Annotated in this window: 30 protein-coding genes and 1 riboswitch; of the genes, 13 read left to right on the forward strand and 17 right to left on the reverse strand. The window is 56.4% G+C overall.

All coding sequences use genetic code 11. The features are described 5' to 3' along the window. Positions 1-217 precede the first annotated feature (217 nt). Positions 218-856: a phosphoribosylglycinamide formyltransferase gene (purN, locus tag DDA898_RS06185; protein ID WP_038910570.1), complete on the reverse strand. Its 639-nt coding sequence runs from the start codon at positions 854-856 to the stop codon at positions 218-220. Beyond that, on the reverse strand, positions 856-1893 hold the full coding sequence (purM, locus tag DDA898_RS06190) for a phosphoribosylformylglycinamidine cyclo-ligase (protein ID WP_038910573.1): 1038 nt from the start codon (positions 1891-1893) through the stop codon (positions 856-858). Before purM ends, purN begins: the two co-directional genes overlap by 1 nt. Positions 1894-2165: 272 nt before the next feature. Between purM and upp the strand changes: the two genes are divergently transcribed. The 3 genes from upp to hda all read left to right on the forward strand — a co-directional run bounded on the left by upp (position 2166) and on the right by hda (position 5085). Further along, positions 2166-2792 carry a uracil phosphoribosyltransferase gene (gene upp, locus DDA898_RS06195; RefSeq protein ID WP_013316936.1) on the forward strand — a complete coding sequence of 209 codons (627 nt, stop codon included), beginning with the start codon at positions 2166-2168 and terminating at the stop codon, positions 2790-2792. Between the two features lie 180 nt (positions 2793-2972). After that, positions 2973-4262 (forward strand): uracil permease, encoded by a 1290-nt coding sequence (uraA, locus tag DDA898_RS06200; RefSeq protein WP_038900606.1) that lies wholly within the window; start codon positions 2973-2975, stop codon positions 4260-4262. A gap of 115 nt (positions 4263-4377) precedes the next feature. Further along, on the forward strand, positions 4378-5085 hold the full coding sequence (gene hda, locus DDA898_RS06205) for a DnaA inactivator Hda (protein ID WP_038900607.1): 708 nt from the start codon (positions 4378-4380) through the stop codon (positions 5083-5085). A gap of 9 nt (positions 5086-5094) precedes the next feature. On the opposite strand, the gene arsC is transcribed toward hda, so the two are convergent. From arsC to DDA898_RS06225, 4 genes are all read right to left on the reverse strand, one after another. Then, entirely contained in the window at positions 5095-5451 is a 357-nt protein-coding gene (arsC, locus tag DDA898_RS06210; protein ID WP_038910574.1) for an arsenate reductase (glutaredoxin), read from the reverse strand. A 14-nt stretch (positions 5452-5465) separates the two neighbouring features. Further along, the gene (gene bepA, locus DDA898_RS06215) at positions 5466-6929 is read right to left on the reverse strand and encodes a beta-barrel assembly-enhancing protease (protein WP_038900609.1); all 1464 of its coding nucleotides are present in this window, start codon (positions 6927-6929) and stop codon (positions 5466-5468) included. Between the two features lie 175 nt (positions 6930-7104). After that, positions 7105-7572: a thioredoxin-dependent thiol peroxidase gene (bcp, locus tag DDA898_RS06220; protein ID WP_013316941.1), complete on the reverse strand. Its 468-nt coding sequence runs from the start codon at positions 7570-7572 to the stop codon at positions 7105-7107. 2 nt (positions 7573-7574) lie between these two features. Further along, complete coding sequence (locus DDA898_RS06225) at positions 7575-8180, reverse strand: glycine cleavage system transcriptional repressor (RefSeq protein WP_201765897.1); 606 nt, start codon at positions 8178-8180, stop codon at positions 7575-7577. Between the two features lie 111 nt (positions 8181-8291). Between DDA898_RS06225 and dapA the strand changes: the two genes are divergently transcribed. The 6 genes from dapA to ypfH all read left to right on the forward strand — a co-directional run bounded on the left by dapA (position 8292) and on the right by ypfH (position 14861). Beyond that, positions 8292-9170: a 4-hydroxy-tetrahydrodipicolinate synthase gene (gene dapA / locus DDA898_RS06230; RefSeq protein ID WP_038910577.1), complete on the forward strand. Its 879-nt coding sequence runs from the start codon at positions 8292-8294 to the stop codon at positions 9168-9170. Between the two features lie 16 nt (positions 9171-9186). Then, positions 9187-10227, forward strand: a complete 1041-nt coding sequence (gene bamC / locus DDA898_RS06235) for an outer membrane protein assembly factor BamC (protein WP_033111700.1) — start codon at positions 9187-9189, stop codon at positions 10225-10227. 252 nt (positions 10228-10479) lie between these two features. After that, positions 10480-11193: a phosphoribosylaminoimidazolesuccinocarboxamide synthase gene (gene purC, locus DDA898_RS06240; RefSeq protein ID WP_013316945.1), complete on the forward strand. Its 714-nt coding sequence runs from the start codon at positions 10480-10482 to the stop codon at positions 11191-11193. Positions 11194-11396: 203 nt separating this feature from the next. Further along, positions 11397-11849: a DUF441 domain-containing protein gene (locus DDA898_RS06245; protein WP_038910578.1), complete on the forward strand. Its 453-nt coding sequence runs from the start codon at positions 11397-11399 to the stop codon at positions 11847-11849. 19 nt (positions 11850-11868) lie between these two features. Next, a complete protein-coding gene (locus DDA898_RS06250) occupies positions 11869-13890 on the forward strand; it encodes a tRNA(Met) cytidine acetyltransferase TmcA (RefSeq protein ID WP_038910579.1) in 2022 nt (673 codons plus the stop codon). Between the two features lie 284 nt (positions 13891-14174). Continuing rightward, the gene (gene ypfH, locus DDA898_RS06255) at positions 14175-14861 is read left to right on the forward strand and encodes an esterase (protein WP_038910580.1); all 687 of its coding nucleotides are present in this window, start codon (positions 14175-14177) and stop codon (positions 14859-14861) included. A 119-nt stretch (positions 14862-14980) separates the two neighbouring features. On the opposite strand, the gene DDA898_RS06260 is transcribed toward ypfH, so the two are convergent. From DDA898_RS06260 to DDA898_RS06275, 4 genes are read right to left on the reverse strand one after another with little or no spacing between them, the layout of a single operon-like run. Next, complete coding sequence (locus DDA898_RS06260; protein WP_013316949.1) at positions 14981-15169, reverse strand: YpfN family protein; 189 nt, start codon at positions 15167-15169, stop codon at positions 14981-14983. Between the two features lie 39 nt (positions 15170-15208). Continuing rightward, on the reverse strand, positions 15209-15883 hold the full coding sequence (locus tag DDA898_RS06265) for a M15 family metallopeptidase (protein ID WP_038910581.1): 675 nt from the start codon (positions 15881-15883) through the stop codon (positions 15209-15211). Continuing rightward, positions 15880-17007, reverse strand: coding sequence for a succinyl-diaminopimelate desuccinylase (gene dapE / locus DDA898_RS06270; protein WP_038910582.1), 1128 nt, complete (start codon positions 17005-17007; stop codon positions 15880-15882). The genes DDA898_RS06265 and dapE overlap by 4 nt, the downstream gene beginning before the upstream one ends. Then, positions 16988-17371 carry an ArsC family reductase gene (locus DDA898_RS06275; protein WP_038910584.1) on the reverse strand — a complete coding sequence of 128 codons (384 nt, stop codon included), beginning with the start codon at positions 17369-17371 and terminating at the stop codon, positions 16988-16990. The genes dapE and DDA898_RS06275 overlap by 20 nt, the downstream gene beginning before the upstream one ends. A gap of 230 nt (positions 17372-17601) precedes the next feature. Here DDA898_RS06275 and ypfM point away from each other — a divergent pair, with 230 nt between their 5' ends. Together ypfM and cspE are read left to right on the forward strand one after the other, a co-directional pair. Further along, complete coding sequence (gene ypfM, locus DDA898_RS23890; protein WP_139348332.1) at positions 17602-17661, forward strand: protein YpfM; 60 nt, start codon at positions 17602-17604, stop codon at positions 17659-17661. A gap of 735 nt (positions 17662-18396) precedes the next feature. Beyond that, on the forward strand, positions 18397-18606 hold the full coding sequence (gene cspE, locus DDA898_RS06280; RefSeq protein WP_009113827.1) for a transcription antiterminator/RNA stability regulator CspE: 210 nt from the start codon (positions 18397-18399) through the stop codon (positions 18604-18606). 63 nt (positions 18607-18669) lie between these two features. On the opposite strand, the gene crcB is transcribed toward cspE, so the two are convergent. Continuing rightward, entirely contained in the window at positions 18670-19053 is a 384-nt protein-coding gene (crcB, locus tag DDA898_RS06285) for a fluoride efflux transporter CrcB (protein WP_038900616.1), read from the reverse strand. A gap of 59 nt (positions 19054-19112) precedes the next feature. Next, positions 19113-19174, reverse strand: a riboswitch (Fluoride riboswitch). An 88-nt stretch (positions 19175-19262) separates the two neighbouring features. On the opposite strand from crcB, the gene DDA898_RS06290 reads away from it, so the two are divergent. Beyond that, positions 19263-20051 (forward strand): deaminated glutathione amidase, encoded by a 789-nt coding sequence (locus tag DDA898_RS06290; RefSeq protein ID WP_038910586.1) that lies wholly within the window; start codon positions 19263-19265, stop codon positions 20049-20051. 154 nt (positions 20052-20205) lie between these two features. Beyond that, on the forward strand, positions 20206-20415 hold the full coding sequence (tatE, locus tag DDA898_RS06295) for a twin-arginine translocase subunit TatE (RefSeq protein ID WP_013316960.1): 210 nt from the start codon (positions 20206-20208) through the stop codon (positions 20413-20415). Positions 20416-20520: 105 nt separating this feature from the next. Here tatE and lipA read toward each other — a convergent pair whose 3' ends face one another. The 6 genes from lipA to mrdB all read right to left on the reverse strand — a co-directional run bounded on the left by lipA (position 20521) and on the right by mrdB (position 26587). Next, a complete protein-coding gene (gene lipA, locus DDA898_RS06300; protein WP_038910587.1) occupies positions 20521-21486 on the reverse strand; it encodes a lipoyl synthase in 966 nt (321 codons plus the stop codon). Positions 21487-21666: 180 nt separating this feature from the next. Further along, the gene (gene lipB / locus DDA898_RS06305; RefSeq protein WP_050570212.1) at positions 21667-22404 is read right to left on the reverse strand and encodes a lipoyl(octanoyl) transferase LipB; all 738 of its coding nucleotides are present in this window, start codon (positions 22402-22404) and stop codon (positions 21667-21669) included. A 110-nt stretch (positions 22405-22514) separates the two neighbouring features. Then, entirely contained in the window at positions 22515-22778 is a 264-nt protein-coding gene (gene ybeD / locus DDA898_RS06310; protein WP_013316963.1) for a DUF493 family protein YbeD, read from the reverse strand. A gap of 133 nt (positions 22779-22911) precedes the next feature. Continuing rightward, positions 22912-24123 (reverse strand): D-alanyl-D-alanine carboxypeptidase DacA, encoded by a 1212-nt coding sequence (gene dacA / locus DDA898_RS06315; RefSeq protein WP_013316964.1) that lies wholly within the window; start codon positions 24121-24123, stop codon positions 22912-22914. Between the two features lie 178 nt (positions 24124-24301). Then, positions 24302-25465 carry an endolytic peptidoglycan transglycosylase RlpA gene (rlpA, locus tag DDA898_RS06320; protein WP_038910588.1) on the reverse strand — a complete coding sequence of 388 codons (1164 nt, stop codon included), beginning with the start codon at positions 25463-25465 and terminating at the stop codon, positions 24302-24304. A gap of 9 nt (positions 25466-25474) precedes the next feature. Further along, positions 25475-26587: a peptidoglycan glycosyltransferase MrdB gene (gene mrdB, locus DDA898_RS06325; protein WP_013316966.1), complete on the reverse strand. Its 1113-nt coding sequence runs from the start codon at positions 26585-26587 to the stop codon at positions 25475-25477. Between the last annotated feature and the right edge of the window lie 4 nt (positions 26588-26591).

Here is a 26591-nt window from a genome sequence, read left to right on the forward strand (position 1 = left end):
TATTCTGTCAGGCGTTATGGAGAGACTGCGTGAGTCAGGTCACAGCAATGAAAGCGGTTACATACAATTCTGTAACCTTTGTGACGAAGGTCATTATCTGGCAAGAATGACGGCGACCAGGTGTGGCAACGCTCGTCGGAGGAGTATCACTCAGGGAAAACGCCCCGACAAAGCGTCAGGGCGAGTAGGTAACCAGCGTAGTAGGGAAAAGGTACGCTTACTCGGCGGCGTAACCGCCGACGGGAATGGCCTCGCCATCAAGCCAGGCTTGATTGTCGCGCAACGCCAGCCGTCCAGCCAGAAACCAGCCCACCACCAGCGGGTAGATGCTGTATTCCTGCGTTTGCACCCGTTCCTGAACGTCCTGCTCGGTATCGCCGGGGAAAATCGGCACTCGGGCCTGCAGGATCACCGGGCCGCCGTCCAGCTCTTCGGTCACGAAATGTACCGAGGTACCGTGTTCGTCGTCGCCGTTTTCCAACGCCTTACGATGGGTGTGCAGACCGGGATATTTCGGCAGTAACGATGGGTGGATGTTCAGCATCTTGCCAAGGAAGCGCGTCACGAACCCGGTGCTGAGGATGCGCATGTAGCCGGCCAACACCACTACGTCCGGCTGGTATTGGTCGATTTCCGCCGCCAGCGCCTGGTCGAAATCCGCGCGGTTGGCGTAATCGCCCGGCAACAGCGCGTGGGCGGCGATGCCGGCGTCACGCGCTCGTTCCAGACCGAAAGCGTCCGGATTGTTACTGAATACTGCGGTAATTCGCCCTGCGATGCGGCCGCTCTGACAGGCGTCGATCAACGCCTGCAGATTGCTTCCCTGACCCGAAATCAGGACAACGATGTTTTTCATCACTGAATAACCACTGTCTCTCCGCCGTCGGTGCGGGTAATCACGCCGATGTTCCAGGCGGTTTCGCCGCTGGCGTTGAGGTGAGCAATGGCTTTATCCGCCTGATCCGCCGGCAGGGCGATGATCATGCCGACGCCGCAGTTAAAGGTGCGGTACATTTCATGACGGCTAACATTGCCGCTCTGCTGCAGCCATTCGAACACTGCCGGCCACTGCCAGCTGGATTCGTCGATGGTCGCCTGCATGCCTTCCGGCAGTACGCGCGGGATGTTTTCCCAGAAGCCGCCGCCGGTCAGATGGGAGATGGCGTGTACGTCCACGTTTTCAATCAATGACAGCACCGATTTGACGTAGATTTTGGTCGGGGCCAGCAGATGGTCCGCCAGCGGTTTGCCGTCCAGTTGAACCTGTTCCGGGTTGGCGCCGCTCACTTCGAGGATTTTGCGGATCAGCGAGTAGCCGTTGGAGTGCGGGCCGCTGGACGCCAGCGCGATCAGCGCGTCACCTTCACGGACTTTGCTGCCGTCGATAATATCGGCTTTTTCCACCACGCCGACGCAGAAACCGGCCACATCGTAGTCGTCGCCGTGGTACATGCCGGGCATTTCGGCGGTTTCACCGCCCACCAGTGCGCAACCAGATTGTTTGCAGCCTTCGGCAATGCCGGTGATAACGCGGGCGGCGGTGTCCACATCCAGCTTGCCGGTGGCGTAATAATCCAGGAAGAACAGCGGCTCGGCGCCCTGTACCACCAGATCGTTAACGCACATCGCCACCAGATCGATACCAATCGTATCATGACGTTGCAGGTCCATCGCCAGACGCAGCTTGGTGCCGACACCGTCCGTACCGGAAACCAGTACCGGTTCGCGGTATTTTTGCGGTAAGGCGCACAGGGCACCGAAACCGCCCAGTCCACCCATGACTTCCGGGCGGCGGGTCTGTTTCACTACACCTTTGATACGGTCTACCAATGCATTGCCAGCATCAATATCCACGCCTGCGTCTTTATAGCTGAGAGAGGTTTTATCGGTCACTGCGGAAGTCCCCACGGAGGTTACGATTGGTTTAAAAAATGGAGCGCGCTAATTCTAACAGCGTAAGCAAACGTTTGCGAGCGGTGTGTTTGCGGTGTAGCGGTTTCGGCAAACCGGTATGACGGCCACCGTCGGCCGACGTACGGAGTGGCGCGCGGTAATTTCCGTTTCGGCTTGATTTGGATCAGACTTGAATCTATGGCGTACATGAGAAAAAGCGGTATAATCCCGCGATTTTTTTGGCCGTACACTGCCGATGGGGAGAAAGAGTAATGAAAATCGTCGAGGTGAAACACCCGCTCGTCAAACATAAACTGGGTCTGATGCGCGAACACGATGTCAGTACCAAGCGTTTCCGCGAACTGGCGTCTGAAGTCGGCAGCTTGCTGACCTACGAAGCCACCGCCGATCTGGCGACGGAAAAGGTGACCATCGAAGGCTGGTGCGGCCCGGTCGAAGTCGATCAAATCAAAGGCAAGAAAATTACCGTCGTCCCCATTCTGCGCGCCGGCCTCGGCATGATGGAAGGGGTGCTGGAAAACGTACCCAGCGCGCGCATCAGCGTGGTAGGGATGTACCGCGACGAACAGACGCTGGAGCCGGTACCCTATTTTCAGAAACTGGCTTCCAATATCGATGAGCGTATGGCGCTGGTGGTGGACCCGATGCTGGCGACCGGCGGCTCGATGATCGCCACTATCGATCTGCTGAAAAAAGCCGGCTGCCGCAGCATCAAAGTGCTGGTGCTGGTGGCGGCGCCGGAAGGGATCGCCGCGCTGGAGAAAGCGCACCCAGATGTAGAACTCTACACCGCCTCGATAGACAAAGGCCTCAACGAACACGGCTACATCATGCCGGGCCTGGGCGATGCGGGCGATAAACTGTTTGGTACCAAATGATAGCCAGCCGACTGCAGAGTCGGCTTTTTTTTGCGTACGACACAGCCCGCTCCTGACGTGACGGGGTGGTTCTGCGCATACCACGGATGGCGACATTTTTTCTGCGCCGGTGTGTGCCGGCGCTGAACTTTCTGCCGGGTTCCCCGGTATTTTTCAGTCTGAGACACAGAGGAAAACAAGATGACTCGTCGCGCCATCGGCGTCAGTGAACGCCCCCCGCTCCTGCAAACCATACCGTTGAGTTTCCAGCATCTGTTCGCCATGTTTGGCGCCACCGTGCTGGTGCCGATTCTGTTCAAGGTCAACCCGGCGACCGTACTGCTGTTCAATGGCATCGGCACGCTGCTTTATCTGTTTATCTGTCGAGGCAAGATTCCGGCCTATCTCGGTTCCAGCTTTGCGTTTATTTCTCCGGTATTGTTGCTGTTGCCGCTGGGCTATGAAGTGGCGTTGGGCGGTTTCATTCTGTGCGGCGTGCTGTTTTGCCTGGTGGCGCTGCTGGTGAAAAAGGCCGGAATCGGCTGGCTGAATGTGATTTTCCCACCGGCGGCGATGGGCGCGATCGTCGCGGTGATCGGCCTGGAACTGGCGGGTGTGGCGGCGAACATGGCGGGCTTGTTGCCTGCCGCCGGCACGGACGTGGACGGTAAAACCGTCACCATTTCGCTGGTGACGCTGGCGGTAACGATACTGGGTTCCGTGTTGTTTCGCGGTTTTCTGGCCATTATCCCGATCCTGATCGGCGTACTGGCGGGGTATGCGCTCTCCTTCGTCATGGGCGTGGTGGATCTGGCGCCGATCGCCCAGGCGTCCTGGTTCGCACTGCCGACGTTCTACACGCCGCGTTTTGAGTGGGTGGCGATGCTGACGGTGCTGCCTGCCGCGCTGGTGGTGATTGCCGAGCACATTGGTCATCTGGTGGTGACCGCCAATATCGTGAAAAAAGATCTGATGCGCGATCCAGGTCTGCACCGTTCTCTGTTCGCCAACGGCGTGTCCACCATACTGTCTGGTTTCTTTGGCTCCACCCCGAATACCACCTATGGCGAGAACATCGGCGTGCTGGCGATCACCAAGGTTTACAGCACCTGGGTGATCGGCGGGGCGGCGGTGCTGGCGATTCTGCTTTCCTGCGTGGGTAAACTGGCCGCCGCGATTCAGGCGGTGCCGGTGCCGGTGATGGGCGGCGTGTCGCTGCTGCTGTACGGGGTTATCGGCGCGTCCGGTATCCGGGTGCTGATCGAATCCAAAGTGGATTATAACAAGGCGCAGAATCTGATCCTGACCTCGGTTATCCTGATCATCGGCGTCAGCGGCGCGAAAATCCATCTGGGCGCCGTGGAGCTGAAAGGCATGGCGCTGGCGACGGTGGTCGGTGTGTTCCTGAGCCTGCTGTTCCGTGTCATCAGCCTGTTCCGTAAAGAAGAAGAGGTGATTGACGAGGCGGACGATCAGGCTTCCGCTCGGTAATCTTATGGCCCGCCGGTGCGCTGGCGGGCCATGCGGCGAAGCGGCCGGTTGACGGTTCAATCGCAAAAGGTTTCTATGCTAAACTTGATCCGTTTTCCTGCCCGTTTGGTTTGAGGTGCTTCTGAACACTCCGGCACAGTTATCATTGCCACTCTATTTACCCGATGACGAAACCTTTGCCAGTTTCTATCCGGGAGAAAACACGTCTCTGCTGGCCGCTATCCACACGACGCTGAATCAGGAACATGGCAGCTACATCTATTTTTGGTCGCGCGAAGGCGGCGGGCGTAGCCACTTGCTGCATGCCGCCTGCGCTGAACTATCTCGTCTCGGCAGTGCGGTCGGCTATGTGCCGCTGGATAAACGCGCCTACTTTGTCCCGGAGGTGCTGGAAGGAATGGAGCAACTGGCGCTGGTGTGCATCGACAATATCGAGTCGATTGCCGGCGATGAAGCGTGGGAAATGGCGCTGTTCAATCTGTACAACCGTATTCAGGAAGGCGGGCGCACCCGGCTGCTGATCACCGGCGATCGGCCGCCGCGTCAAATCAATCTGCAACTGGCGGATCTGGCGTCACGTCTCGACTGGGGGCAGATTTACCGGCTGCAGCCGCTGTCGGATGAAGAGAAAGGCGAAGCGTTGCAGTTGCGCGCCCGACTGCGTGGTTTTGAACTGCCGGAAGATGTCAGCCGTTTTCTGCTTAAACGGCTGGATCGGGAAATGCGTACTCTGTTCATGACGCTGGATCAGTTGGATCACGCTTCCATCACCGCCCAGCGTAAGCTGACGATTCCTTTCGTCAAAGAGATCCTCGGGTTGTGACGCTGCCCGTCACAGAATATCCAACACCTGCTCCGGCGGGCGGCCGAGCTTAGCCTTGCCGTTGGCGATCACAATCGGGCGTTCAATCAGCTTTGGGTGGGTTACCATCGCCTGAATCAGTTGCGCTTCCGTCAGGCTGTCGCCGGCCAGATTCAGTTCTCGGTACAGATCTTCTTTACGGCGCATCAGTTCGCGCGCGCTGGCGAATCCCAGTTGTTTGAGAAGCTTACCCAGCGTGGCGGCATCCGGCGGCGTCTCCAGATACAGCACCACTTCCGGTTCGATGCCTTGTTGCTGCAACAAGGCCAGGGTTTCGCGGCTTTTGGAGCAGCGCGGATTATGATAAATGGTCACCGGTTTACTCATTTAACTCACCTTTTTCAGGATTTCTCGTAAGGGCGGAAGCGTTGCTGCAACGCGCGCAACTGATCGATGCGCGCGTCGTAGCGCGCCTGATCCAGGCTGCCGAGTTTGCTTTGTGAGCTGGCGTTGCTCAGCAGGCGGATAGCCTGGTCCAGCTTGCCGTTCAGCGCCAGACTTTCCGCCCGGGATGACAATTCTTCTCCACGCATGTTTTGCGCGGCGGAAGCTTGCGCCAGTAAGTCCCAGCCGTTCGGATCGTCCGGGTGGGCGTAAGTGTATTTGCGCAGAATGCGGATGGCGTCGGCAGATTTGCGGCTTTCCACCATCGCGTTGGCCAGGTTGAGTTGCAGCACCGGGTTGTCTTGCACATCCGGCACTTTCTGCAGGCGGACGACTGCCTGATCGGCTCGCTGCTGGCCGATATCAATATCGGTCATCAGATCAAGAAACCAGGGGTTTGACGGCGACTTGTCCAGCAGCGGTTGCAGCGTGGCGCGCGCATCATCGTATTTCTTGGTTTGATAGGCGCGGATCGCGCGGCCATATTGGGCGGCCTGCTGCTCGCGCGCGTTGCCTTTGGCCCAGTTGTCCAGCAACGCGGCGCCATACGGGTTGTCCTGCGAGCCGTACATGCCCAGCACGCGAGCCTTGGCGAACAGGAAATCCTGCGAGGAGTGCATCGGGACCGATTTCATCTGGTTGGCGCGGTTACGGGCGTCCGACAACCGGCTTTCCGGCAACGGGTGCGTCAGCAGCATTTCCGGCGGTTTGGTGGCGTAGCGGGAGGTATCCGCCAGCCGTTGCAGGAAATTGGGCATCGCCTGCGGGTCAAATCCGGCGCGTTGCAGCACCTGAATCCCGATGCGGTCCGCTTCCTGTTCGTTGGACTGGGTAAAGCTGATGACGCTTTGCTGCGCGCCGGCTAGCGTGCCGCTCAGCGCGGCGAACCCGGCCTGCGGATTCGCCATCGCCAGCAGCAGCGAACCGAAAGCGCCGGCCCAGGCCAGCGGCGCGTTGGCTTTCTGGGCTTCCATCGCGCGCGCCAGATGACGCTGAGTCACGTGGGAGATTTCGTGCGCCAGCACCGAGGCCAGCTCGCTTTCATTCTCTACGTAGCGGAACAGCCCGGAGTGCAGCACCACATTGCCGCCGAAAAAGGCGAAGGCGTTGATTTCGTCGTTATTGACCAGAAAGAAATGGAACGGCGTACGCACGGAATCGGCTGATTTGACCAGCCGCCCGCCCAGTTGGTTGATGTACTGCATCAGTAGCGGGTCGTTAATCAGCGGCGCGCCGGCGCGCAACTGGCGCAGGTAAAAGTCCCCCATCACCAGTTCCTGATTGATGCTGAGCGTTCCGCCGGCGGTGGTGCCGATGTCCGGCAGGTTTTCCTGCGTGCCGGCCGGGAAACCCTGCGGGCTTGCGCTCAGCAACACACCTGCCAGCATGGCGATGACCGTCTGTTTGAGCCGATAGGACATAACGGATACAACCTTCTGAACAGCCTGAAAGAATTGTCATTATCTTAGCCAGCGGCGACAGACAATGAAACACGGGCAGGGGAAAAAGACGGGGGTAAAAACGGAAAATGCGGCGCGGGAGTCAGTTTGCCGGCGCATCAGACGCTGCACCGGCAATAATCGGGAAGGAAAAGGCTCAGGCGCCTTTCAGGTAATCCAGCACGATGTCGTGGTGGTTACTGGTTTTGAAATCATTGAATACTTTTTCGATGTTGCCCTCGGCATTGATCAGAAAACTGACCCGGTGAATACCGTCATAGGTTTTCCCCATGAAGGTTTTTTCACCCCAGACGCCGAACTGCTCCGCTACCTGGTGATCCTCATCGGCCAGCAGGGTAAAGTTCAGCAGCTCTTTTTCAGTAAAACGGGACAATTTTTCCGGTTTGTCGGTGCTGATGCCAAGAACTTCAACGCCGAACGTTTTCAGTTCGTCCATGTTATCGCGAAGCCCACAGGCTTGCACGGTGCAACCTGGCGTCATGGCCTTGGGATAGAAATACACCAATACCCGCTGTCCCTGGAAGTCGGCCAAATTAACTTGTTCGCCATCCTGATCGGGCAAGCTAAATTTCGGTGCGATATCACCGGCTTTCAGTGTGGTCATCACTACTCTCCATCTTTCTCTTCGTGCTGTGGATAGTTCACAACGCTAATACTGCCTTGCGCGTGCAGTTCTGTACATAGCTGATGAAAGGCCGGCTCAATAATTGAACCGGCCAACGCGGCCGGGCTGTGCGCCGTAATCTGGATGTACAGTTGCGGCGGCATATCGCCGTCGGCGGGGCGGGTTTTGGACACCAGCTCAGCGATATTCATTTGATGCGAATCGAACAGATCGGTAAAGCGTTCAATGATGTGTGGTGAGTCAGCGACATCCACCTTGACCCATACGGTGGCCGGCATCGGCGGGCGGGACTGTGATTCGGTGCGTTTCATCACGATCAGCAACTCCAGCTCGGCGCCCTTGAGCGGCAGGGTGGATTCAATCAGCGTAATCGCGTTCCAACTGCCGGACAGCAGCATGATAAAGGTGAACTCCGTGCCCAGCATCGCAAGTCGGCTATCTTCGATGTTGCAGCCACAACTGCTGACGTGGCGGGTAATCGTATTGACGATACCGGGACGGTCGGTCCCCAACGCGGTAATGACCAGATAGTGTTCTTGTGGGCGCGGCAAAATAGTGCTTCCTGTACAAAATGTTGGGAGTAACATGGTAAACATAAAAAAAACCACCTGCCAAGCGCTGACAACCGCGGTTGCAAGCTTGCTTTTGCATAGAAGTCAAAAGTACCATGAAGCACTTGTTTGTGGAGGGGATGGCCAATGTTTACGGGTAGTATTGTTGCTCTGGTTACGCCGATGGACGACAAAGGTGCCGTTGATCGCGCGAGCTTGAAAAAACTGATTGATTATCATGTCGCTAGTGGAACTTCCGCGATTGTGTCGGTGGGCACCACCGGCGAATCCGCCACCTTGAGTCACGATGAGCATGGCGACGTGGTGATGCTGACGCTGGAATTGAGTGATGGCCGCATCCCGGTCATCGCCGGCACCGGCGCCAATTCGACCGCTGAGGCGATTTCCCTCACCCAGCGTTTCAACGGCACGGGCGTGGCCGGGTGCCTGACCGTGACGCCGTATTACAATAAGCCGACCCAGAACGGCTTGTTCCTGCACTTCAAGGCGATTGCCGAGCACACCGACCTGCCGCAAATCCTCTACAACGTGCCGTCCCGTACCGGTTGCGACATGTTGCCGGAAACCGTCGCCCGTCTGTCGGAAATCAAAAATATTGTCGCAATCAAGGAAGCGACCGGGAACTTAAGCCGGGTCAGTCAGATCCAAGAGCTGGTTCATGAAGATTTCATTTTGCTGAGCGGCGACGACGCCAGCTCGCTGGACTTCATGCAACTGGGTGGCGACGGCGTGATTTCCGTGACAGCCAACATCGCGGCCCGCGAAATGGCGGTGCTGTGCGAGCTGGCGGCGCAAGGGAATTTCGTTGAAGCCCGCCGTCTGAATCAGCGTCTGATGCCGCTGCATCAGAAACTGTTTGTTGAACCCAATCCGATTCCGGTGAAATGGGCCTGTAAGGCATTGGGATTGATGGCGACCGACACGCTTCGTCTGCCGATGACGCCGCTGACCGATGCCGGTCGCGACGTGATGGAGCAGGCCATGAAGCAGGCGGGTCTGCTGTAACCGTTAGGGAGATTTGATGAGTTCTTCATTGCAAAAGTCGATGGTGGCAAAAGTTGTCGGTGTTTCGCTGATCATGTTGCTGGCCGCCTGTACCAGCGATCAACGCTATAAGCGTCAGGTCAACGGCGATGAATCCTATCTGAAAACCCCCGAGCACCGGGCGCTGGATGTGCCGTCCGGTCTGATTCTGCCGGTGCAGAATGGGGATTACGAGGTTCCTCCGGTCAACCAGAATGGGCTGGTAGGCAAGGCGCTGGATATTCGTCCGCCGATGCAGCCATTGGCTTTGTTGAATGGTTCCCGCGGTCAGGTTTCCGGCAATAGCGCCACGCTGCTGCTGGAAAACAATGCGCGCAACAGCAGCCTGTGGGCGGTGCTGACGCAGGTTCTCCAGTCGAAAGGCTACACGATTGCCAGCCGTCAGGACGCCAGCCGGACGCTGACGACCGATTGGGTCAACTGGAAGCGTGAAGACGAGGATGTGGCGCATCAGGCGCGTTATCAGATAAGCCTGCAGACGCAGGGCTATCAGCTGGCGCTGACCGTGAAACTGCTGGATCTGCAGCAGAACACCAGCCCGGTGACGGAGCGCAGCGAAATTCAGCGTTATACCGCGCTGATGCTCAACACGCTGTCCGACGAACTAGACAAGCGTCTGAACGATAACGACAGCGCGCAAGCCAACCGTAACAGCCAGCAGTTGAATGTCCAGAGCGGCGCCGATGATTCCGGCCTACCGTTGCTGGTGGTGCGCGGTTCCTACAATCAGGTATGGGACCGTCTGCCGAAGGCGTTGGAGAAGGTTGGTATGACCGTCAACGATCGCAGCCGTCCGCAGGGTTCGGTGTCTGTCAGTTACAAGGCGCCGGGCAGCGGCACGTGGAATGAACTGGGCGCGCATGACCCGGAATTGTCGAACGGGGATTACAAACTGCAGGTCGGCGATTTGGGTAACCGCAGCACGCTGCAATTCATCGATTCGAAAGGGCATACGCTAAGCCAGTCGCAAAATGACGCGCTGGTCGCCGTGTTCCAGGCCGCGTTCAGTAAGTCGTAAAACGCAAGAATATATACCCTAAATAATTCGAGTTGCAGGAAGGCGGCGACGCAGCGAATCCCCAGGAGCTTACTTAAGTAAGTGACTGGGGTGAGCGAGGAAAGCCAACGCACATGCAACTTGAAGTATGACGGGTATAAGGGTCGGGTTCTCCGGCCCTTCTTCATTTGGTCATCAACGTGATGGATTTATCAACACGTTCAATTAACGGGCCCGGTGCGGATGGCCCTTACTTGTGTGGAGTAATGAAAGATGCAAAAGCTAGCTGAGTTGTATCGCGGAAAAGCGAAAACGGTCTACACCACGGAAGATCCGGATCTGCTGGTGCTGGAGTTCCGCAATGATACGTCAGCAGGGGATGGTGCTCGCATTGAGCAGTTTGATCGTAAAGGGATGGTGAACAACAAGTTCAACCACTTCATCATGACCAAGCTGGAAGAGGCCGGGATCCCGACCCAGATGGTGAGCCTGCTGTCTGACACCGAAGTGCTGGTGAAGAAGCTGGAGATGGTGCCGGTCGAGTGCGTGGTGCGTAACCGTGCGGCAGGTTCGCTGGTTAAACGTCTGGGCATCACGGAAGGTGAAATCCTCAATCCGCCGTTGTTCGATTTGTTCCTGAAAAACGACGCCATGCACGATCCGATGGTGAATGAGTCCTACTGCAAGACCTTCGGTTGGGTAAACGAAGAGAATCTGGCACGGATGAAAGAACTCAGCTACAAAGCCAATGAAGTGCTGAGCAAGCTGTTTGGCGACGCCGGTCTGATTCTGGTGGACTTCAAGCTGGAGTTCGGCCTGTTCAAGGGCGAAGTGGTGCTGGGTGATGAGTTCTCGCCGGATGGCAGCCGTCTGTGGGATAAAGAAACCCTCAACAAGATGGATAAAGACCGTTTCCGTCAGAGCCTGGGCGGCCTGATTGAAGCCTACGAGGAAGTCGCACACCGTTTGGGCGTTAAGCTGGACTAACAGCGCAATCGTTTACGTTCTGGCAGGCGGCCGTTGTTTCCGGTTGCCAGAACGAGCCTGTGTTCTGATGACGTCAGGCCACGCATTTCCCCCGCATCCGTCAGCGGCCTCTCCCCGGTTGGCCACAGTCTTTATGCTGTCGCTGTTCAATGAGTGTTATTATCTCCCGCCTACGTATTGACTGATTCCGGCAAGGATGTTTCATGGCCTTTTTTGACCCGACTCTGCTTATTTTACTGGCGCTGGCCGCTCTCGGCATTATCAGCCAGAACATGACCGTTACGCTGGCTATTCTGTTTCTGGTCGTGGTGCGCATTACGCCGCTGAATCACTATTTTCCGTGGGTGGAAAAATATGGCCTGTCGTTCGGGGTGCTGGTGCTGACCATCGGGGTGATGGCGCCGATTGCCAGCGGTAAGATTTCCGCCAGCGACGTGTTCTACTCTTTTTTGCACTGGAAGTCGCTGCTGGCCGTGGCGATCGGCGTGGCCGTATCCTGGCTGGGTGGGCGAGGGGTGACGCTGATGAGCAACCAGCCGTCGGTGGTGGCCGGCCTGTTGGTCGGTACCGTGATGGGTGTGGCGTTATTTCGCGGCGTGCCGGTAGGGCCGTTGATTGCGGCGGGGTTGCTGTCGCTGTTGGTCGGTAAAGGCTAAGTTTTCTGCGGGGCGTGTCGTGGAGTCTTTTGTTGTCAGTCAGCAGTACCAGCAGCGTTACGGCATTCGCCGCCTATTGGTACTGAGCGGCCGGTCTGATTGGTGTTGCACTCAGGCGCGGCGTCTGAGCGCTTTGTTGCCCGGCGACTGGCTGTGGGTCAGCGCGTCAGCGCCTGAGGAGGTTACGGCGATACCGCCCCGCAACGTGCGCGGCGTGCTGGGCAGGGAGTTTCTGCACGCGGTGTTTGATGCCCGCGACGGTCTGGATGCGGAAGCGCTGGCGATGCTGGCTGGCGCGCTCAGGGCCGGTAGCTGGCTACTGCTGTTGGTTCCGGAGTGGGATCGCTGGCCCGATTGTCCGGATACGGACAGCCTGCGCTGGAGCGAACAATCGGAGCCGATTGCCACCCCCCGATTTATCCGGCACGTGCAGCATCAGCTGTTGAGCGATGACGAGGTTGTCCTGTGGCGCCAGCAGGACGCCGAGCCGGTGATAGCGCTTCCCCATCGACGTTCGGACTGGCAGCCCGCCACCGGCGAAGCAACCCCCTGTCAGCAGGCTATTTTGCAGCAATTGCTGCACACTTCCTGTGCGGTGTCGGTGATTACCGCGCCGCGTGGTCGCGGCAAGTCGACGCTGGCCGGCATGTTGGCGCGTCAGTGTCAGGGCGCCTGCTGGGTGAGCGCGCCATCACGCGACGCCAGCGAAATCCTGCTGCGTCAGGCCGGGAACGTGGCAACGTTCTGGGCGCCGGACGCACTGTTGGCGTTCTGCCGGCAGCATGGCGCACCGCCGGTTGAATGGCTATTAATCGATGAGGCGGCGGCGATTCCGGCTCCGGTACTGCAGGCGCTGTTGCCGTTTTTCCGCCGGGTAGTAATGACGACCACGGTACAAGGATATGAAGGGACGGGGCGCGGTTTTCTACTGAAATTTTGTGCGTCGCTGCCGGACTGGCAGTCTATTGAACTGACGGCGCCGCTGCGCTGGGCAGAGCAGGACCCGCTGGAGAATATCGTCGATCGGATGATGCTGTTTGACGCCGAAAAACAGGTGCCGGAACGGCTGCCGGGGTCACCGGCGATTCGGCTGGAACGGCGCGACGACTGGCTGAGTCAGCCTGAACGCCTTGCCGGATGCTATGGGTTGTTATGCAGCGCCCATTATCGCACCTCGCCGCTGGATTTACGCCGTCTGCTGGATGCGCCCGGCATGCATATCGCCAGCGCCTGTGTCGAAGAGCAGGTTGGCGGCGTTATCTGGCTGGTGGATGAAGGCGGGCTGCCGCAAACACTGGCGCGGGACGTCTGGGCCGGGCGACGTCGGCCGCGAGGAAATCTGGTGGCGCAGTCGCTGGCGGCGCACGGCAACCAGTGGCAGGCACCGGTATTGTGGTCACGACGCATCAGCCGCATTGCGGTACTGGCGGCGCAGCGTGGTCAAGGGATCGGGCAGACGCTGGTTCGGGAACAACAGCAACGGGCGCAACAGGAACAGCTGGATTTTCTGTCGGTCAGCTTTGGTTTCCAGCCGGCGTTGTGGCGGTTCTGGCAGCGTTGCGGGTTTCAACTGGTGCGTATCGGTAGCCATATCGACGCCAGCAGCGGGTGTTACAGCGCGATGGCGTTGCTTCCTCTCAGCGAAGCGGGTAGCGCGCTGACGGCGTCAGCACACCATGAACTACTGCGGGACTGGTTCTGGCTGCGGCGTGATATCCCACTGGCGCTGAATTTGCCGCTGGTGGAGGATCAGACGCTTACGACGGAGGACTGGCGTAATCTGATTGGGTTTGCCAGAGCTCACCGTCCACCAGAAGCCTGCCAGGGAGCGCTGTCACGCCTGATGATACGTTCGCCGATGGCATTAACCGCCTTGAGGCTATGGCTTGAGCAAGGGCGGAGCGTGGCGGAGTGCGTTCATCTGCTTCAACTGGCGGGCAGAAAGGCGCTGATTCAGCGCTGGCGGGCGGAAACAGCTCAGGCGCTGCGCCAACTGGACGAAGCCGAATGGCAGCGCTGGCATGATATTGTTTTATATTGAGAGTTTTTTGGTCGAGAATCGTTTTACAACGAGAATGCGTCATATCGAAAGAAGTGGTTTCCTTTTCCAAATTCATTTCAAGTGGTAGCGATCACAATTTTGCAACTTGCATGGCGATCCAGCCAGCCGGTTTCCTGCGTTCATATACACTGATCCTGATACAGGATAATGGAATGACTTGTTCAATAAACCTCAATATTGACCCGCTATCGAGGGGCGTATAGTGACAACTGAAATTTTTTGAACAGACGGTTTCCCCTGAAGGTAACCGCAGGAGAGGCGATATGAAGCATGACTATTTTGTGGTGCAAAATCCACCTTCACCTAAGCAGTTGTTTTTGCTATTTCATGGCGTGGGCGACAATCCGGTTTCCATGGGGCAGATCGGCCGTTATTTTGCCGAGGCGTTCCCCATGGCGCAGGTTATCAGCATTGGCGGTCCGGAAGCGATTAGTCTGGGCGAAGGGCGCCAGTGGTTTTCGGTACAAGGCGTCACTGAGGAGAATCGCGTCCGTCGCGTGAACGCCATTATGCCGCGGTTTGTCGAAACCGTTCGTTACTGGCAGGAAACCACCGGAATCGATTATTCCCACACCGCACTGATCGGTTTCTCTCAAGGGTCGATTATGATCCTTGAGGCATTGAAAGCGGAGAAAAATCTGGCCGGGCGGGCTGTAGCGTTTAGTGGTCGCTTTGCCGCTTTGCCGGAGCAGCCGCTGCATGATGTCGTCGTTCACCTGATTCATGGCGAGGAAGACCCGGTGATTACGGCGGATCACGCTCGTCAGGCCGCGCAGAGTCTGCGTGCCCAGGGATCGGATTTCACGTTGGATCTGGTGCCGCAATTGGGGCATGCCATTGACGATCGCATGATGGATAACGCGCTGGATCGGCTGCATCATTACATCCCGAAACGCTTCTGGGATGAGGCTGTGATGGGCGCGCGCGGCGAACTGGTGGCATTTCGTTAACCGGCTGGCATTGCGCTAGCCGATTTAGTGCGTTTACCGTCGTCAGAGAAGGTCGCTATAACAAGAAGGCCGGGTCGCCATTGGGTGGCCCGGCCTCATGGTTTTCAGCGTGTGCGGGGTCAGGGCTTTTTCTGCGGCCAGTCGTCTTCGTCGTCCCACTGCGCATTATTGTCGCGGTGCGGCGGCAACGGCGGTTTGTCATGCAGAAAACGTTTATGGTCAAGGCGGCTCAGTTCCTTGATGCCGTTGATCAACATTCCCAGCAACACCAGCAGTATTACCCACCAGTAATCAGCCAGCCATCCCATGGTTGTTCCTCATAATATAGATGTCCCATGTCAACGGGGTTATTGTGCCTCAACAGACAGTATAAAGCGCTGGAACAACATCGGCAGATTCGACTCCAGCCAGCTCCGGCCGGCTATGTCTTCACCCTGCCAGGCTTGCAGAATGTGTTCCGGCGTTAGCTGAGCCATAGCGAGACGGGCCAGCGGCGCATAGCTGAGATGCCAGGGTTCAATAGCCACACCGCCACTATCCTGTGCAAACGGCCGGTAAAAGCCGAAGGCGGCCATGTGTTGCGCCAGCCAGTCGCTGAGGTCGGCAAAGTAGCCGCCTGGCTGATATTCCCACGGCTCTAGTTGCAGTTTTTGGCCGGCGGGTAAGCGGTCGGGATCGTAAATATCCAGATCGCTGCCCCAGTGATGACGGCTACCGCCCGGCAGCGCCGACCAGCGTAGGATCGCCTCGCAACGAGCGCCTTCATCCAGCGCGAGCGCGTCTAGCGGCTGGCTGTGTTGATCTAGCAGCGGGCGCTGGCCGGTAAACTTGCCGTTCCAGATTTGCCGTTGGCGCTCAAAATCCCGAAATGTACTGGCCGGTTGCAGATTGAATCCATGCTGCCGTGCCGCCTGCTGCATGGCTGTAAACGCCTCAACTGCCTCGGGTTGCAGGCGGTGCGACCCGCTGAGCGTCACCAGATGGCGGTCGCTTTTGCCGGTCAGACAGGCGGAAGCGATCATGCGATCAATTGCTCCATAATGCGTTGATACATACGGCTCAGCAGTTGCAGGTCGGCGGCGCTGACGCACTCGTTCACTTTATGGATAGTCGCGTTAACCGGCCCCAGTTCCACCACCTGTGCGCCCATGCGGGCAATAAAGCGGCCATCCGAGGTTCCACCGGTAGTCAGGAGCTGTGGCGTGATTTCACTGTAGTGTTCAACGGCGTTGACCACCGCGTCCACCAGTTCGCCGCGGCTGGTCAGGAACGGATGACCGGACAGCCGCCATTCCAGCGTGTAGTTAAGCTGGTGGCGATCAAGCAGAGCTTTGACTTGCTGTTTAATTAGCTCATCGGTCAACTCAGTGCTGAAGCGGAAATTGAATTGCACGTCCAGATCGCCGGGTATGACGTTGTTGCTGCCGGTACCGGCATTGATGTTGGCTATCTGCATGCTGGTGGGTGGGAAGAATTCATTGCCCTGGTCCCAGACGGTCGCCACCAGTTCATTCAGCGCCGGTATGGCCCGATGCACCGGGTTGTCCGCCAGATGCGGGTAAGCAACGTGACCCTGAACGCCGTGAATCCGCAAATTAGCGGTGATAGAACCGCGCCGGCCGTTTTTCACTACATCACCGACCCGATCGGTACTGGACGGTTCGCCGACCAGACAGTAGTCCAGTCGTTCCTGGCGCGCCATCAGTGTTTCCACCACTTTGACGGTGCCGTTGACGGCGCTGGACTCTTCGTCGGAGGTGATTAGAAACGCCAGTCGTCCTTGATGATTGGGGTGCGCGGCGACAAAACGCTCCGCCGCCACCACCATCGCCGCCAGCGAGCCTTTCATGTCCGCCGCGCCGCGGCCGTACAACATACCGTCTCGAATCGCAGGTTCGAACGGCGGGGTCTGCCATTGGCTTTCATTACCAACAGGAACGACATCGGTGTGACCGGCAAACGCCAGTGTCTTTCCCTGACCGCGGCAGGCCCAGAAATTTTGGGTATCGTCGACATCCAGCTTTTCGACGATGAAGCCGATGGCCTGCAGGCGTTCGATCATGAGCGCCTGGCAGCCGGCGTCATCCGGGCTGAGGGACGGGCGTTTGATGAGCTGCTGGGCCAGTTCAATTACCGGGCAAGACATGTGAGGTGTTCTCCGTAAAAAAGTACTGATAGCTGTCTTCGCTGAAACCGAGCAGGATTTTTCCGTCATCGGCTACCAGCAACGGGCGTTTGATCAACGCGGGTTGTTCCAGCATAACAGCTTTTGCCGCCGCTTCGTTGACGAGGGTGTTACGGTACGCTTCTTCCAGCTTACGCCAGGTGGTGCCACGGGTATTCAGCAGCGGTTGCCAGCCCATGCGGTCGATAAAGAATTGCAGGCGTTCCCCTTCCAGCCCGTCGACCCGGTAGTCATGAAAACGGTAGTCAATCTGATGGTTTTCCAGCCAACGACGGGCCTTTTTTATGGTGTCGCAGTTCTTAATGCCGTACAGGATGATGGCCATATGTTTAAAATCCGTTATTTTTCATGTCATAAGGGAAAAAGCATACCGCATAAACACTGGATGCGGCAGAGTATTAAAATTATCTTAAGAAATCATGGGGTTGAGTTGGGTGACTATGTTGCGGAAATGCGAAAGAGAGCACATTTTTGCGCCCCAAAGTCTTTATCTAGGTCAAAAAAGAAGCGTATAATAACCCCGTAAGACAACAAAATCCCTAAGGAGCTACCATCATGATCGAAGTCGAACTCAACAACTGGAAAAGCTTCATCGACGCAATGCTGCGTAAGTAATTGCTGATGTATTTAGACTAGTACAATTTTATTTACTGTCATTAGTCACCAGGTACCTTATTGAGTGTCACCAAAGCAGCAACCCACGGGTTGCTGCTTTTTTTATGTGATTGGTGCGGGTTTTAATGGACTGATTTTTAAAAATTAATTTTCGCTTAAGGTGCGTGTGTTATTCATAAACTCCCCCGTTTTACCGCGTTTTTTTCTTCTCATTTTTGTGATGAGTCTCTCAATTTTTCGCTCATGTTTTTCGGTCCGCTGCCGGGGATGGCGGTGACTAAATGGGGAAGCCTGAGTAAATAAAAGAGGCTATTATTTGCCTTCTCTATATCTGTACTCCCTGTGTACTGTTTGCCGTGGCTCGGCAATGATGCGGCAGAAAGCCTGACGGGATTTCGTCACGGTCCGCCAGGGGTTCTTTCACACTATTGATTGATACTTCATTGATTGATACTGCAGTGGGTAAGGCAGGCTTGATTCCCAGCCCATGCCGCCAGATAACCCCAGGCATTTCTGCATTGTTGTTTCGGATAACCAAAAAAAGTGGCTAACTGCGTGTAAGATGCCAAAGAATGTGGTTGTGGCTTATAAATATGCGGGGTGAATGGAGTCAGTTCGCTTTTTTATCATGTTTTATCACTTTTTGGTGATGTTCGGCTGGACAAATGCGCTGCTACTTGCTGTACTGTATTTGACACAGATTTTGTGTCGTTCATTCATGTAAAGGTAAGTTTGATGTCTAAGATTAAAGGTAGCGTTAAGTGGTTTAATGAGTCCAAAGGATTCGGTTTCATTACTCCGGAAGATGGCAGCAAGGACGTATTCGTTCACTTCTCTGCTATCCAGAGCAACGGTTTCAAAACCCTGGCTGAAGGTCAGCGCGTAGAGTTTGAAATCACCAGCGGCGCTAAAGGACCTTCTGCTGCTAACGTTATCGCTATTTAATTATACCGATTTCCTGAAAAACCCGCCTGATGGCGGGTTTTTATTTTGTATCTTTCCCAGCTTTCAGTGGGCGCTCAGCCAACTCACCAGCGCAAACGCCAGCGCCGTCATAATCAGCGAACCAAGCAGATTGAGCAGCAAATTAAACAGTGCCGCTGCCCATTCACCGCTCTGCAGCAAGGCAACCATTTCGTAGGAAAAGGTAGAGAACGTCGTCAAACCACCGCAAAAACCGGTCGTGAGCAACAGTTTCCAGTGTGGCGGGAGGTCGGGCTGACGCATGAAATAACTCATGGCCGCACCGATAATGAAGGCACCGATCAGGTTGGCCAGCAGTGTGCCGGCGGGAATCTGAGGAAATAACTTATTAAAGCGCACGCTGAGTTGCCAGCGTGCGACACTGCCAATCCCACCGCCGATAAAAACAGCAAGTAACGTACTATACATAGTCACCTTTTCATTCAAGGGTAAGTTGGGCTAATCTCGAAAGGGCACGCCCGATTGAGGGACTCGCAGACATCATCAGCCGGAAGGGCGGTTATGGAGGAATGTCATCTCCGTTACTGGCTAGTAAAGTTTACCTGCATGCCGATGTTTTTTGTAGCCGTGGCAGTTTTACCAAATGTATCCGCCCGTTAGGAATGAAGGAGCCTGATATGAAAGTGGCGCTCGGTCAGTTTGCCGTGCAACGACTGTGGCAGGATAACGCCCAAATCTGCATAACATTAATGGCCCAGGCGGTCTCGGCCGGAGCTGACCTGCTGGTGCTGCCGGAGGCGGTGTTGGCGCGAGATAATACGGATCCGGAATGGGGCGTTGGGTGCGCCCAGCCGATCACCGGCCCGTTTGTCAGCCAGTTGCTGATTGCCAGCCAGTCGCTGGATATTTGCGTGGTGTTTACCCTGCATACGCCGGCGGCGGATGGGCGTGTGCATAATACGCTGCTGGTTATCCGGCGGGGCGAAGTGTTGGTTCATTATCACAAGCTGCACTTGTATGACGCCTTTACGGTACAGGAGTCCCGACGGGTGACGCCGGGAACGTCGCTGCCGCCGGTGGTGGAGGTGGCGGGAATGCGCGTTGGGCTGATGGTGTGCTACGACATCCGTTTCGCCGAGATGGCGCGCCAACTGGCGGTGAACGGCGCCGATGTGCTAGTGGTGCCGGCTGCCTGGGTAAAAGGCCCGCAGAAGGAAGCGCACTGGGAATTGCTGGCCCGAGCCAGAGCGCTGGAGAATACCTGTTATCTGGTGGCGACAGGGGAGTGTAGCGACAGGAATATCGGCAATAGCATGGTGGTGGACCCGATGGGCGTGGTCATCGCTCAGGCCGCTGAACAACCGGAATTGCTGCTGGCGGAGCTGAAGCTGGAGCGTATTCAAGCCGTTCGTCGCCAGTTACCTGTTCTGCATCACAATCGTTTTAAGCCGCCTGTACTACGATAACAGCAAGGCATCACATGCCGGATAAAAAACAGCGACTGACGATGGACGTCTTACTTTGTTACAGATGACCATTGCCTTATCCGGTGTATCGATTTAAAAAAGAGCGATGTAAAGCGCGCTGGCTTTTCCAGCTCACATCATCAGGTAGGTATGTATGGAAGGTATCAGTATTGCCAAGCTCTTAGTGATTGGCGCCTTGATTGTTCTGCTGTTCGGCACCAATAAACTGCGCAGTCTGGGCAGCGATCTGGGCGCCGCTATCAAAGGCTTCAAGAAATCCATGAGCGATGAGCAGCCGGCGGCAAAATCTTCCGCTCAGGATGAACACCCAGCCGCTATCAGCGAAAATCGTCCTAAAGAATAAGCATAAGCGCTGAAAGACTCCAAAATAAAAAAGCGGAGGGCTTTGCCATCCGCTTTTTGTCTTACCTGTGTCATTATGTAAGGAGATGTTGCGGGTAGTAGCCCGTTATTTCACCTCAATCCCTTTGGCCTGCAGGTCGGCGTGGTAGGATGAACGGACGAACGGACCACAGGCGGCGTGGGTAAAGCCCATTGCCAGCGCTTCCGCCTTCATTTCCTCGAACTCTTCCGGCGGCACATAACGTTGCACCGGCAGATGGTGACGGCTTGGTTGCAGATATTGGCCCAGCGTCAGCATGGTCACGCCGTGGCGGCGCAGATCGCGCATCACATCCAGAATTTCATCATTGGTCTCGCCCAGACCCACCATCAGACCGGACTTGGTCGGGATATTAGGATGCGAGTCTTTGAAATTTTCCAGCAGCTTCAGCGACCATTCGTAATTGGCGCCCGGACGTACCTGACGGTAGAGGCGCGGCACGTTTTCCAGGTTATGGTTAAATACGTCTGGCGGCGTGACGGTCAGAATATCCAACGCCCGATCCATACGACCACGGAAATCCGGCACCAGTGTTTCAATGCGGATGTTCGGGCTTTTGCGGCGAATGGCGCTGATGCAGTCGGCAAAATGCTGAGCGCCGCCGTCGCGCAAGTCGTCGCGGTCAACCGAGGTGATCACCACATAGCGCAGCCCCATATCGTGAATGGTCTGAGCCAGTTTTTCCGGCTCGTTGGCATCCGGGGTCAGCGGGCGGCCGTGGGCGACATCGCAGAATGGGCAGCGGCGGGTACAGATGGCGCCGAGGATCATGAACGTAGCGGTGCCATGATTGAAACACTCCGCCAGGTTAGGGCAGGATGCCTCTTCGCAAACCGAGTGCAGACCATTACGGCGCATGGCGTCCTTGATGCCCTGAATTCGGCTGGAGTCCGCAGGTAATTTGATTTTCATCCATTCCGGTTTGCGGAGCATTTCCTGACGCTCAGTGACGACGGTACGTACCGGGATCAGGGCCATTTTGTCTGCATCGCGGTATTTGACGCCACGTTCGATCTGAATCGGTTTACTCATGTTTGCGTAATTTCCAGTTCTGAATCGCTGTTATGAATTTATATAAAATTCATTGGATTACGTGAGTTGTTAAACTTTTTTTTAAAAAGCTCACAAAATTATATCATCTTTGCCCGTCGGCGAGCAGCCATTGAGGGACAAAATACGGAAATAATGTAAATAAAATGTAATTTAATGACGTCAGGCCTTGTCAGCCGTGCTCAGCGGGTGTGGCACCCCTTGTTGCGACCAGTTCCACTCCAGCCACTCTTGCTGCTGGTAATCCAACAGATCCATAAACGCTTTCACCATTACTGGCGCGGTTTCGGCTACCGTTGTGCCAGGAGCCTGTTCGCTGAGCTGAGTCATCGCCATACCGGCATAGCCGCAAGGGTTGATACGCAGAAAAGGGGACAGATCCATGGCAATGTTTAGCGCCAGCCCGTGAAATGAGCAGCCATGACGGATGCGCAGACCCAGTGAGCAGATTTTCCGTTCGCCGACGTAAACGCCAGGAGCGTCGGGGCGGGCATGAGCGTCAACGGCATAATGCGCCAGCGTATTGACGACGGTATTTTCGATAGCGGTCACCAACTGACGTACGCCAACTTTGCGACGCTTGATATCGATCAGCACATACATCACCTGCTGGCCGGGGCCATGATAGGTCACCTGACCGCCGCGATCGCTCTGAATTACCGGGATGTCACCGGGCATCAGGACATGTTCGGCTTTGCCTGCCTGACCCTGGGTGAAGACCGGCGGGTGCTGCACCAGCCACAATTCGTCGAAACTGTGGCCGTCCCGCTGTTCGGTGAAGGTGTGCATAGCCTGCGACACCGGCTCGTAAGGCTGCACGCCCAACTGGCGTACTATGATCGTGTCACGTACTCTGATCGTATCACGAACTATGATCGTATCCTGTTGCAAGAGTGTCATCGTCGGGTGAAGAAGGAATGAGCGCAATTATAGCGGGGTGATGCTACAGCGAATAGCGGTTTCCTCGCTTGTCTCCGCATTAGGGAGACAAGGTCAGAGAGCGGCGGGCGTTACAACACCACACGCACAATATCGATGTTACCCAGTTCTTCGTACAGCGTTTCCACCTGTTCGATATGGGTGGCGATAATGGTAATCGATACCGAATGGTAGTTGCCTTTGGTACTGGGCTTGATTTGCGGGTTATAGTCGCCGGGAGCATGGCGCTGAACCACTTCCACAACCCGATCCACCAGCTCCGGTTTTGCCAACCCCATGACTTTGTAGGTAAATGAGCAGGGGAATTCAAGCAATTCGTTGAGTTTGGTTTTCATGGCGACTCCAGAGTCATTCATTAGTACAAAATTATCACTCCCGCCGTAGCGGGAGTGTTAAGTATGACCGAAATCCTGTCGTTCGATCCTTAAGTGAGCAACATGAGGGCTATTGCTCAGGATTCAAGGGGGATCAACTGAACCAGCGGTGGAACATCAGTTTGATGTAGTCGAACAGACGTCCGAAAATACCGCCTTCTTTGACTTCGTTCATTACTACCAGCGGGCGCTGATCGATCACTTTGCCATCCAACTGGAAGTTGATGCTGCCCACCACCTGATTTTTGGCCAGCGGCGCATGCAGTTCCGTATTGGTCAGCACATAGCTGGCTTTCAGGTCTTTCATGCGGCCACGCGGGATGGTGATGTAGACATCTTTATCCACGCCCAGCGATACCCGGTCGTTGTCGCCGAACCACACCGGCTCGGATGCGAATTCTTTACCGGTTTTCAACGGCGCTACCGTTTCAAAGAAGCGGAAGCCCCAGGTCAGCAGTTTCTTGCTTTCGGTTTCACGGCCTTTGAAGGTGCGCCCGCCCATTACGGCGGAGATCAGGCGCATCTGACCTTCGGTGGCGGAGGCCACCAAATTATAGCCGGCAGACGCGGTGTGGCCGGTTTTGATGCCGTCAACGGCCAGGCTGCTATCCCACAACAGGCCGTTGCGGTTCATCTGGCGAATATTGTTGAAGGTAAATTCTTTTTCTTTGTAGGTCGCGTACTCGTCCGGTACGTCGCGAATCAGCGCCTGACCAATCAGCGCCATATCGCGGGCTGAACTGTATTGCCCGTCAGCATCCAGACCGTGAACCGTTTTGAAGTTGGTGTTCTGTAATCCCAACGCTTTAACGTAACCATTCATCAGGTTGACGAACGAATCCTGACTTCCTGCTACGTAGTCAGCCATCGCTACGCAGGCATCGTTACCGGACTGCAGAATAATCCCTTTATTCAGCAGATAAACCGGCACGCGATCGCCCGGTTTGAGGAACATCAGCGAAGAACCCTGAAAATCGGGGTTGCCGGTAGCCCAGGCATCTTTGCCGATAGTCACGACATCGTTCGGGCTGATTTTCCCGGATTTAATCGCCTGACCGATGACGTAACTGGTCATCATCTTGGTCAGACTGGCTGGGTTGCGACGGGCGTCGGCGTTCTTTTCCGCCAGTACTTTACCCGAGTTGTAATCAATCAGGATGTACGCTTCGGCATCAATATCCGGGACGGCAGGAATCATGGTTTTCAGATTAATGTCGTCTGCGTAGGCGAAAGTGGATGCACTGATGGCGAGCAACGTGCCGAGCGCAATACGTTTGGTAAAACAAGACGTGATTACTGTTTTCATGATTGGAACAACAACATCCGTGGGTATAAGTTAAAAAACGAGCCACACTATAACAGATGAAAATCGGGGCGGCACCAGACAATACGTTACGCGATTTTGCCGATCGCCGGGGCGGTATCGTTATCGCTCGTACAAATAAGGAAAGAGGGAATTTATCCCTCTTTCGAGAGCGAATACGTTACTGCGCGCCGGACACCGTGGTGATAAATGACGGCTGTTGCGCTTCGCTGGAAAGGCGTTGTTGCAGGTCGGCAGCTTGCTGACGGCTCTGGAACGGCCCCAACTGGATGCGATATAAACCGTTATTCAGGGTGACTTTGCCAGGCACGCGGAAGCGCTCGTTCAGGCTTTTCAGCCAGGTTTGTGCTCGCTGCTGATCGCTCAGCGCGCCGACCTGCACCACGATGTTGCCGGAACCGGCAGGCACAGCCGGTTGCGACAGCGTGCGCGATGGCTGTACGGCGCCTGGCGCAGCCGCGACCGCAGGTGCAATCGCGGTGGCTCTGACTGGCGCAGCGGCAGGCGTTGGTTCCGAGCCTTCCAGCACTCCGCTGGGCAGTGGCTTGGGCGCGCCGAGGAAGCTGCCTCCGCTCGGGGTGCCGGCATTGCCGACAGATGGGTTGCCGCTAACGATATTGCCGGCACCATCACCTGCCGTCGGCGTCAACGTGGCATTGCTGATCGGCCGCACCGCGGCGGCAGTCGCCGGTGCGCTTTCCATCACCGGCGTTCCCAGCCCGCTGGAGCCCAGCGTCGGGCGCGACGGCAGGGCAAAGCTCTGTTTGGCGACACGGGTGCCGATGGTGCCGGGGCCGGAGAGCGAGCCATCCGGCGCCACGCTGATAAAGTCCACCTTCACCTTGGTATTGTTGGACAGATTAAGGCGGTCTGCCGCGCCTTTGGTCAGATCGATGATTCTGCCCGGCGTATAAGGCCCGCGATCGTTGACGCGCACCACCAGACGGCGACCGTTGCTGAGGTTGGTGACCCGCACATAGCTGGGAATCGGCAGCGCGGGGTGGGCGGCGGCCATGGCGTTGACGTCGAATTCTTCACCCGTCGCCGTGCGGTTACCGACCGATTCCCGATCGTGCCAGGCGGCAAACCCGCTTTCACTGAAATTCTCCGGGTTTTTGACAATACGGTAGGTTTTGCCGTTCATGCTGTAATCCTGCATGTTGGCGGGTTTGTACGGTTCGTAGCGCGGTTCCGCGCCGCCGATTTCTTCCACCGGGCCATTGTATGCCGTGGCCTGCGGTGAGGGCGACTGAGGCTGTTCCGTAACCGCGCAGCCTGCCAGCGCCAGGCCGATCGCGCCAATCCAAACCCAATCCTTACGCATTGCCTACCCCTATAAATTCTTGGATAACATTTTGCGGTGAGTGTGTATCGACATGACGATACCGAATCCCGCCATCAAGACGACCAGCGCCGAGCCGCCATAGCTGACCAACGGCAGCGGCACCCCGACCACCGGCAGGATACCACTCACCATGCCGATGTTAACAAACACATACACGAAAAAGATTAGCATCAAGCCGCCGACCATCACCCGACCGAACGAGGTTTGCGCATTGGCGGCGATCACCAGGCCGCGCATGATCAGGAACAGGTATAGCGCCAGCAGGATCAGCACGCCGATCAGCCCCAGTTCTTCAGCCAGCACCGCGAAGATAAAGTCGGTATGGCGTTCCGGCAGGAACTCCAATTGAGACTGCGTGCCCTGTAACCAGCCTTTGCCAGTCAGGCCGCCGGAGCCGATGGCGATTTTCGACTGGATAATATGATAACCGGCGCCGAGCGGATCGGTTTCCGGGTCGAGCAGCATCATTACCCTGTCGCGCTGGTAGTCATGCATCAGGAAGAACCACAAGACGGGAATGAACGCCGCTAGCAGAATGGCGGCAATGGCGATCAGCCGCCAGCTCATACCGGCGAGGAACAGCACGAACAGGCCGGAAGCGCAAATCAGGATGGCGGTGCCAAGGTCCGGCTGAGCAGCCACCAGTAGGGTGGGGGCGAACGTCAGCACCAGCGCGATGCCGGTGTTTTTCAGCGATGGCGGGCACATATCGCGGTTGATATAGCGGGCCACCATCAGCGGCACCGCGATTTTGGCGATTTCCGACGGCTGGAAGCGCACCACGCCCAAATCGAGCCAGCGCTGCGCGCCTTTACTGATCTGGCCGAATACATCCACCATGACCAGCAGGATAAAACAGAAAATGTACAGATACGGCGCCCAGCCTTCATAGACCCGCGGCGGGATTTGCGCCATGCCGATCATGACGATCAATCCCAGCACGCATTGAGCGATTTTGCGCTCCATCATGCCCGTGTCCTGTCCGCTGGCGCTCCACATGACGAACATGCTATAGCCCAGTAACGCCATTACACACAGAAGGAAAGGCAGATCAATGTGCATCTTGGTCCAGATTGAGCCTTTTTGTTGACTGTCTGTCATGGTG

Source organism: Dickeya dadantii NCPPB 898, assembly GCF_000406145.1.
GTDB lineage: Bacteria > Pseudomonadota > Gammaproteobacteria > Enterobacterales > Enterobacteriaceae > Dickeya > Dickeya dadantii.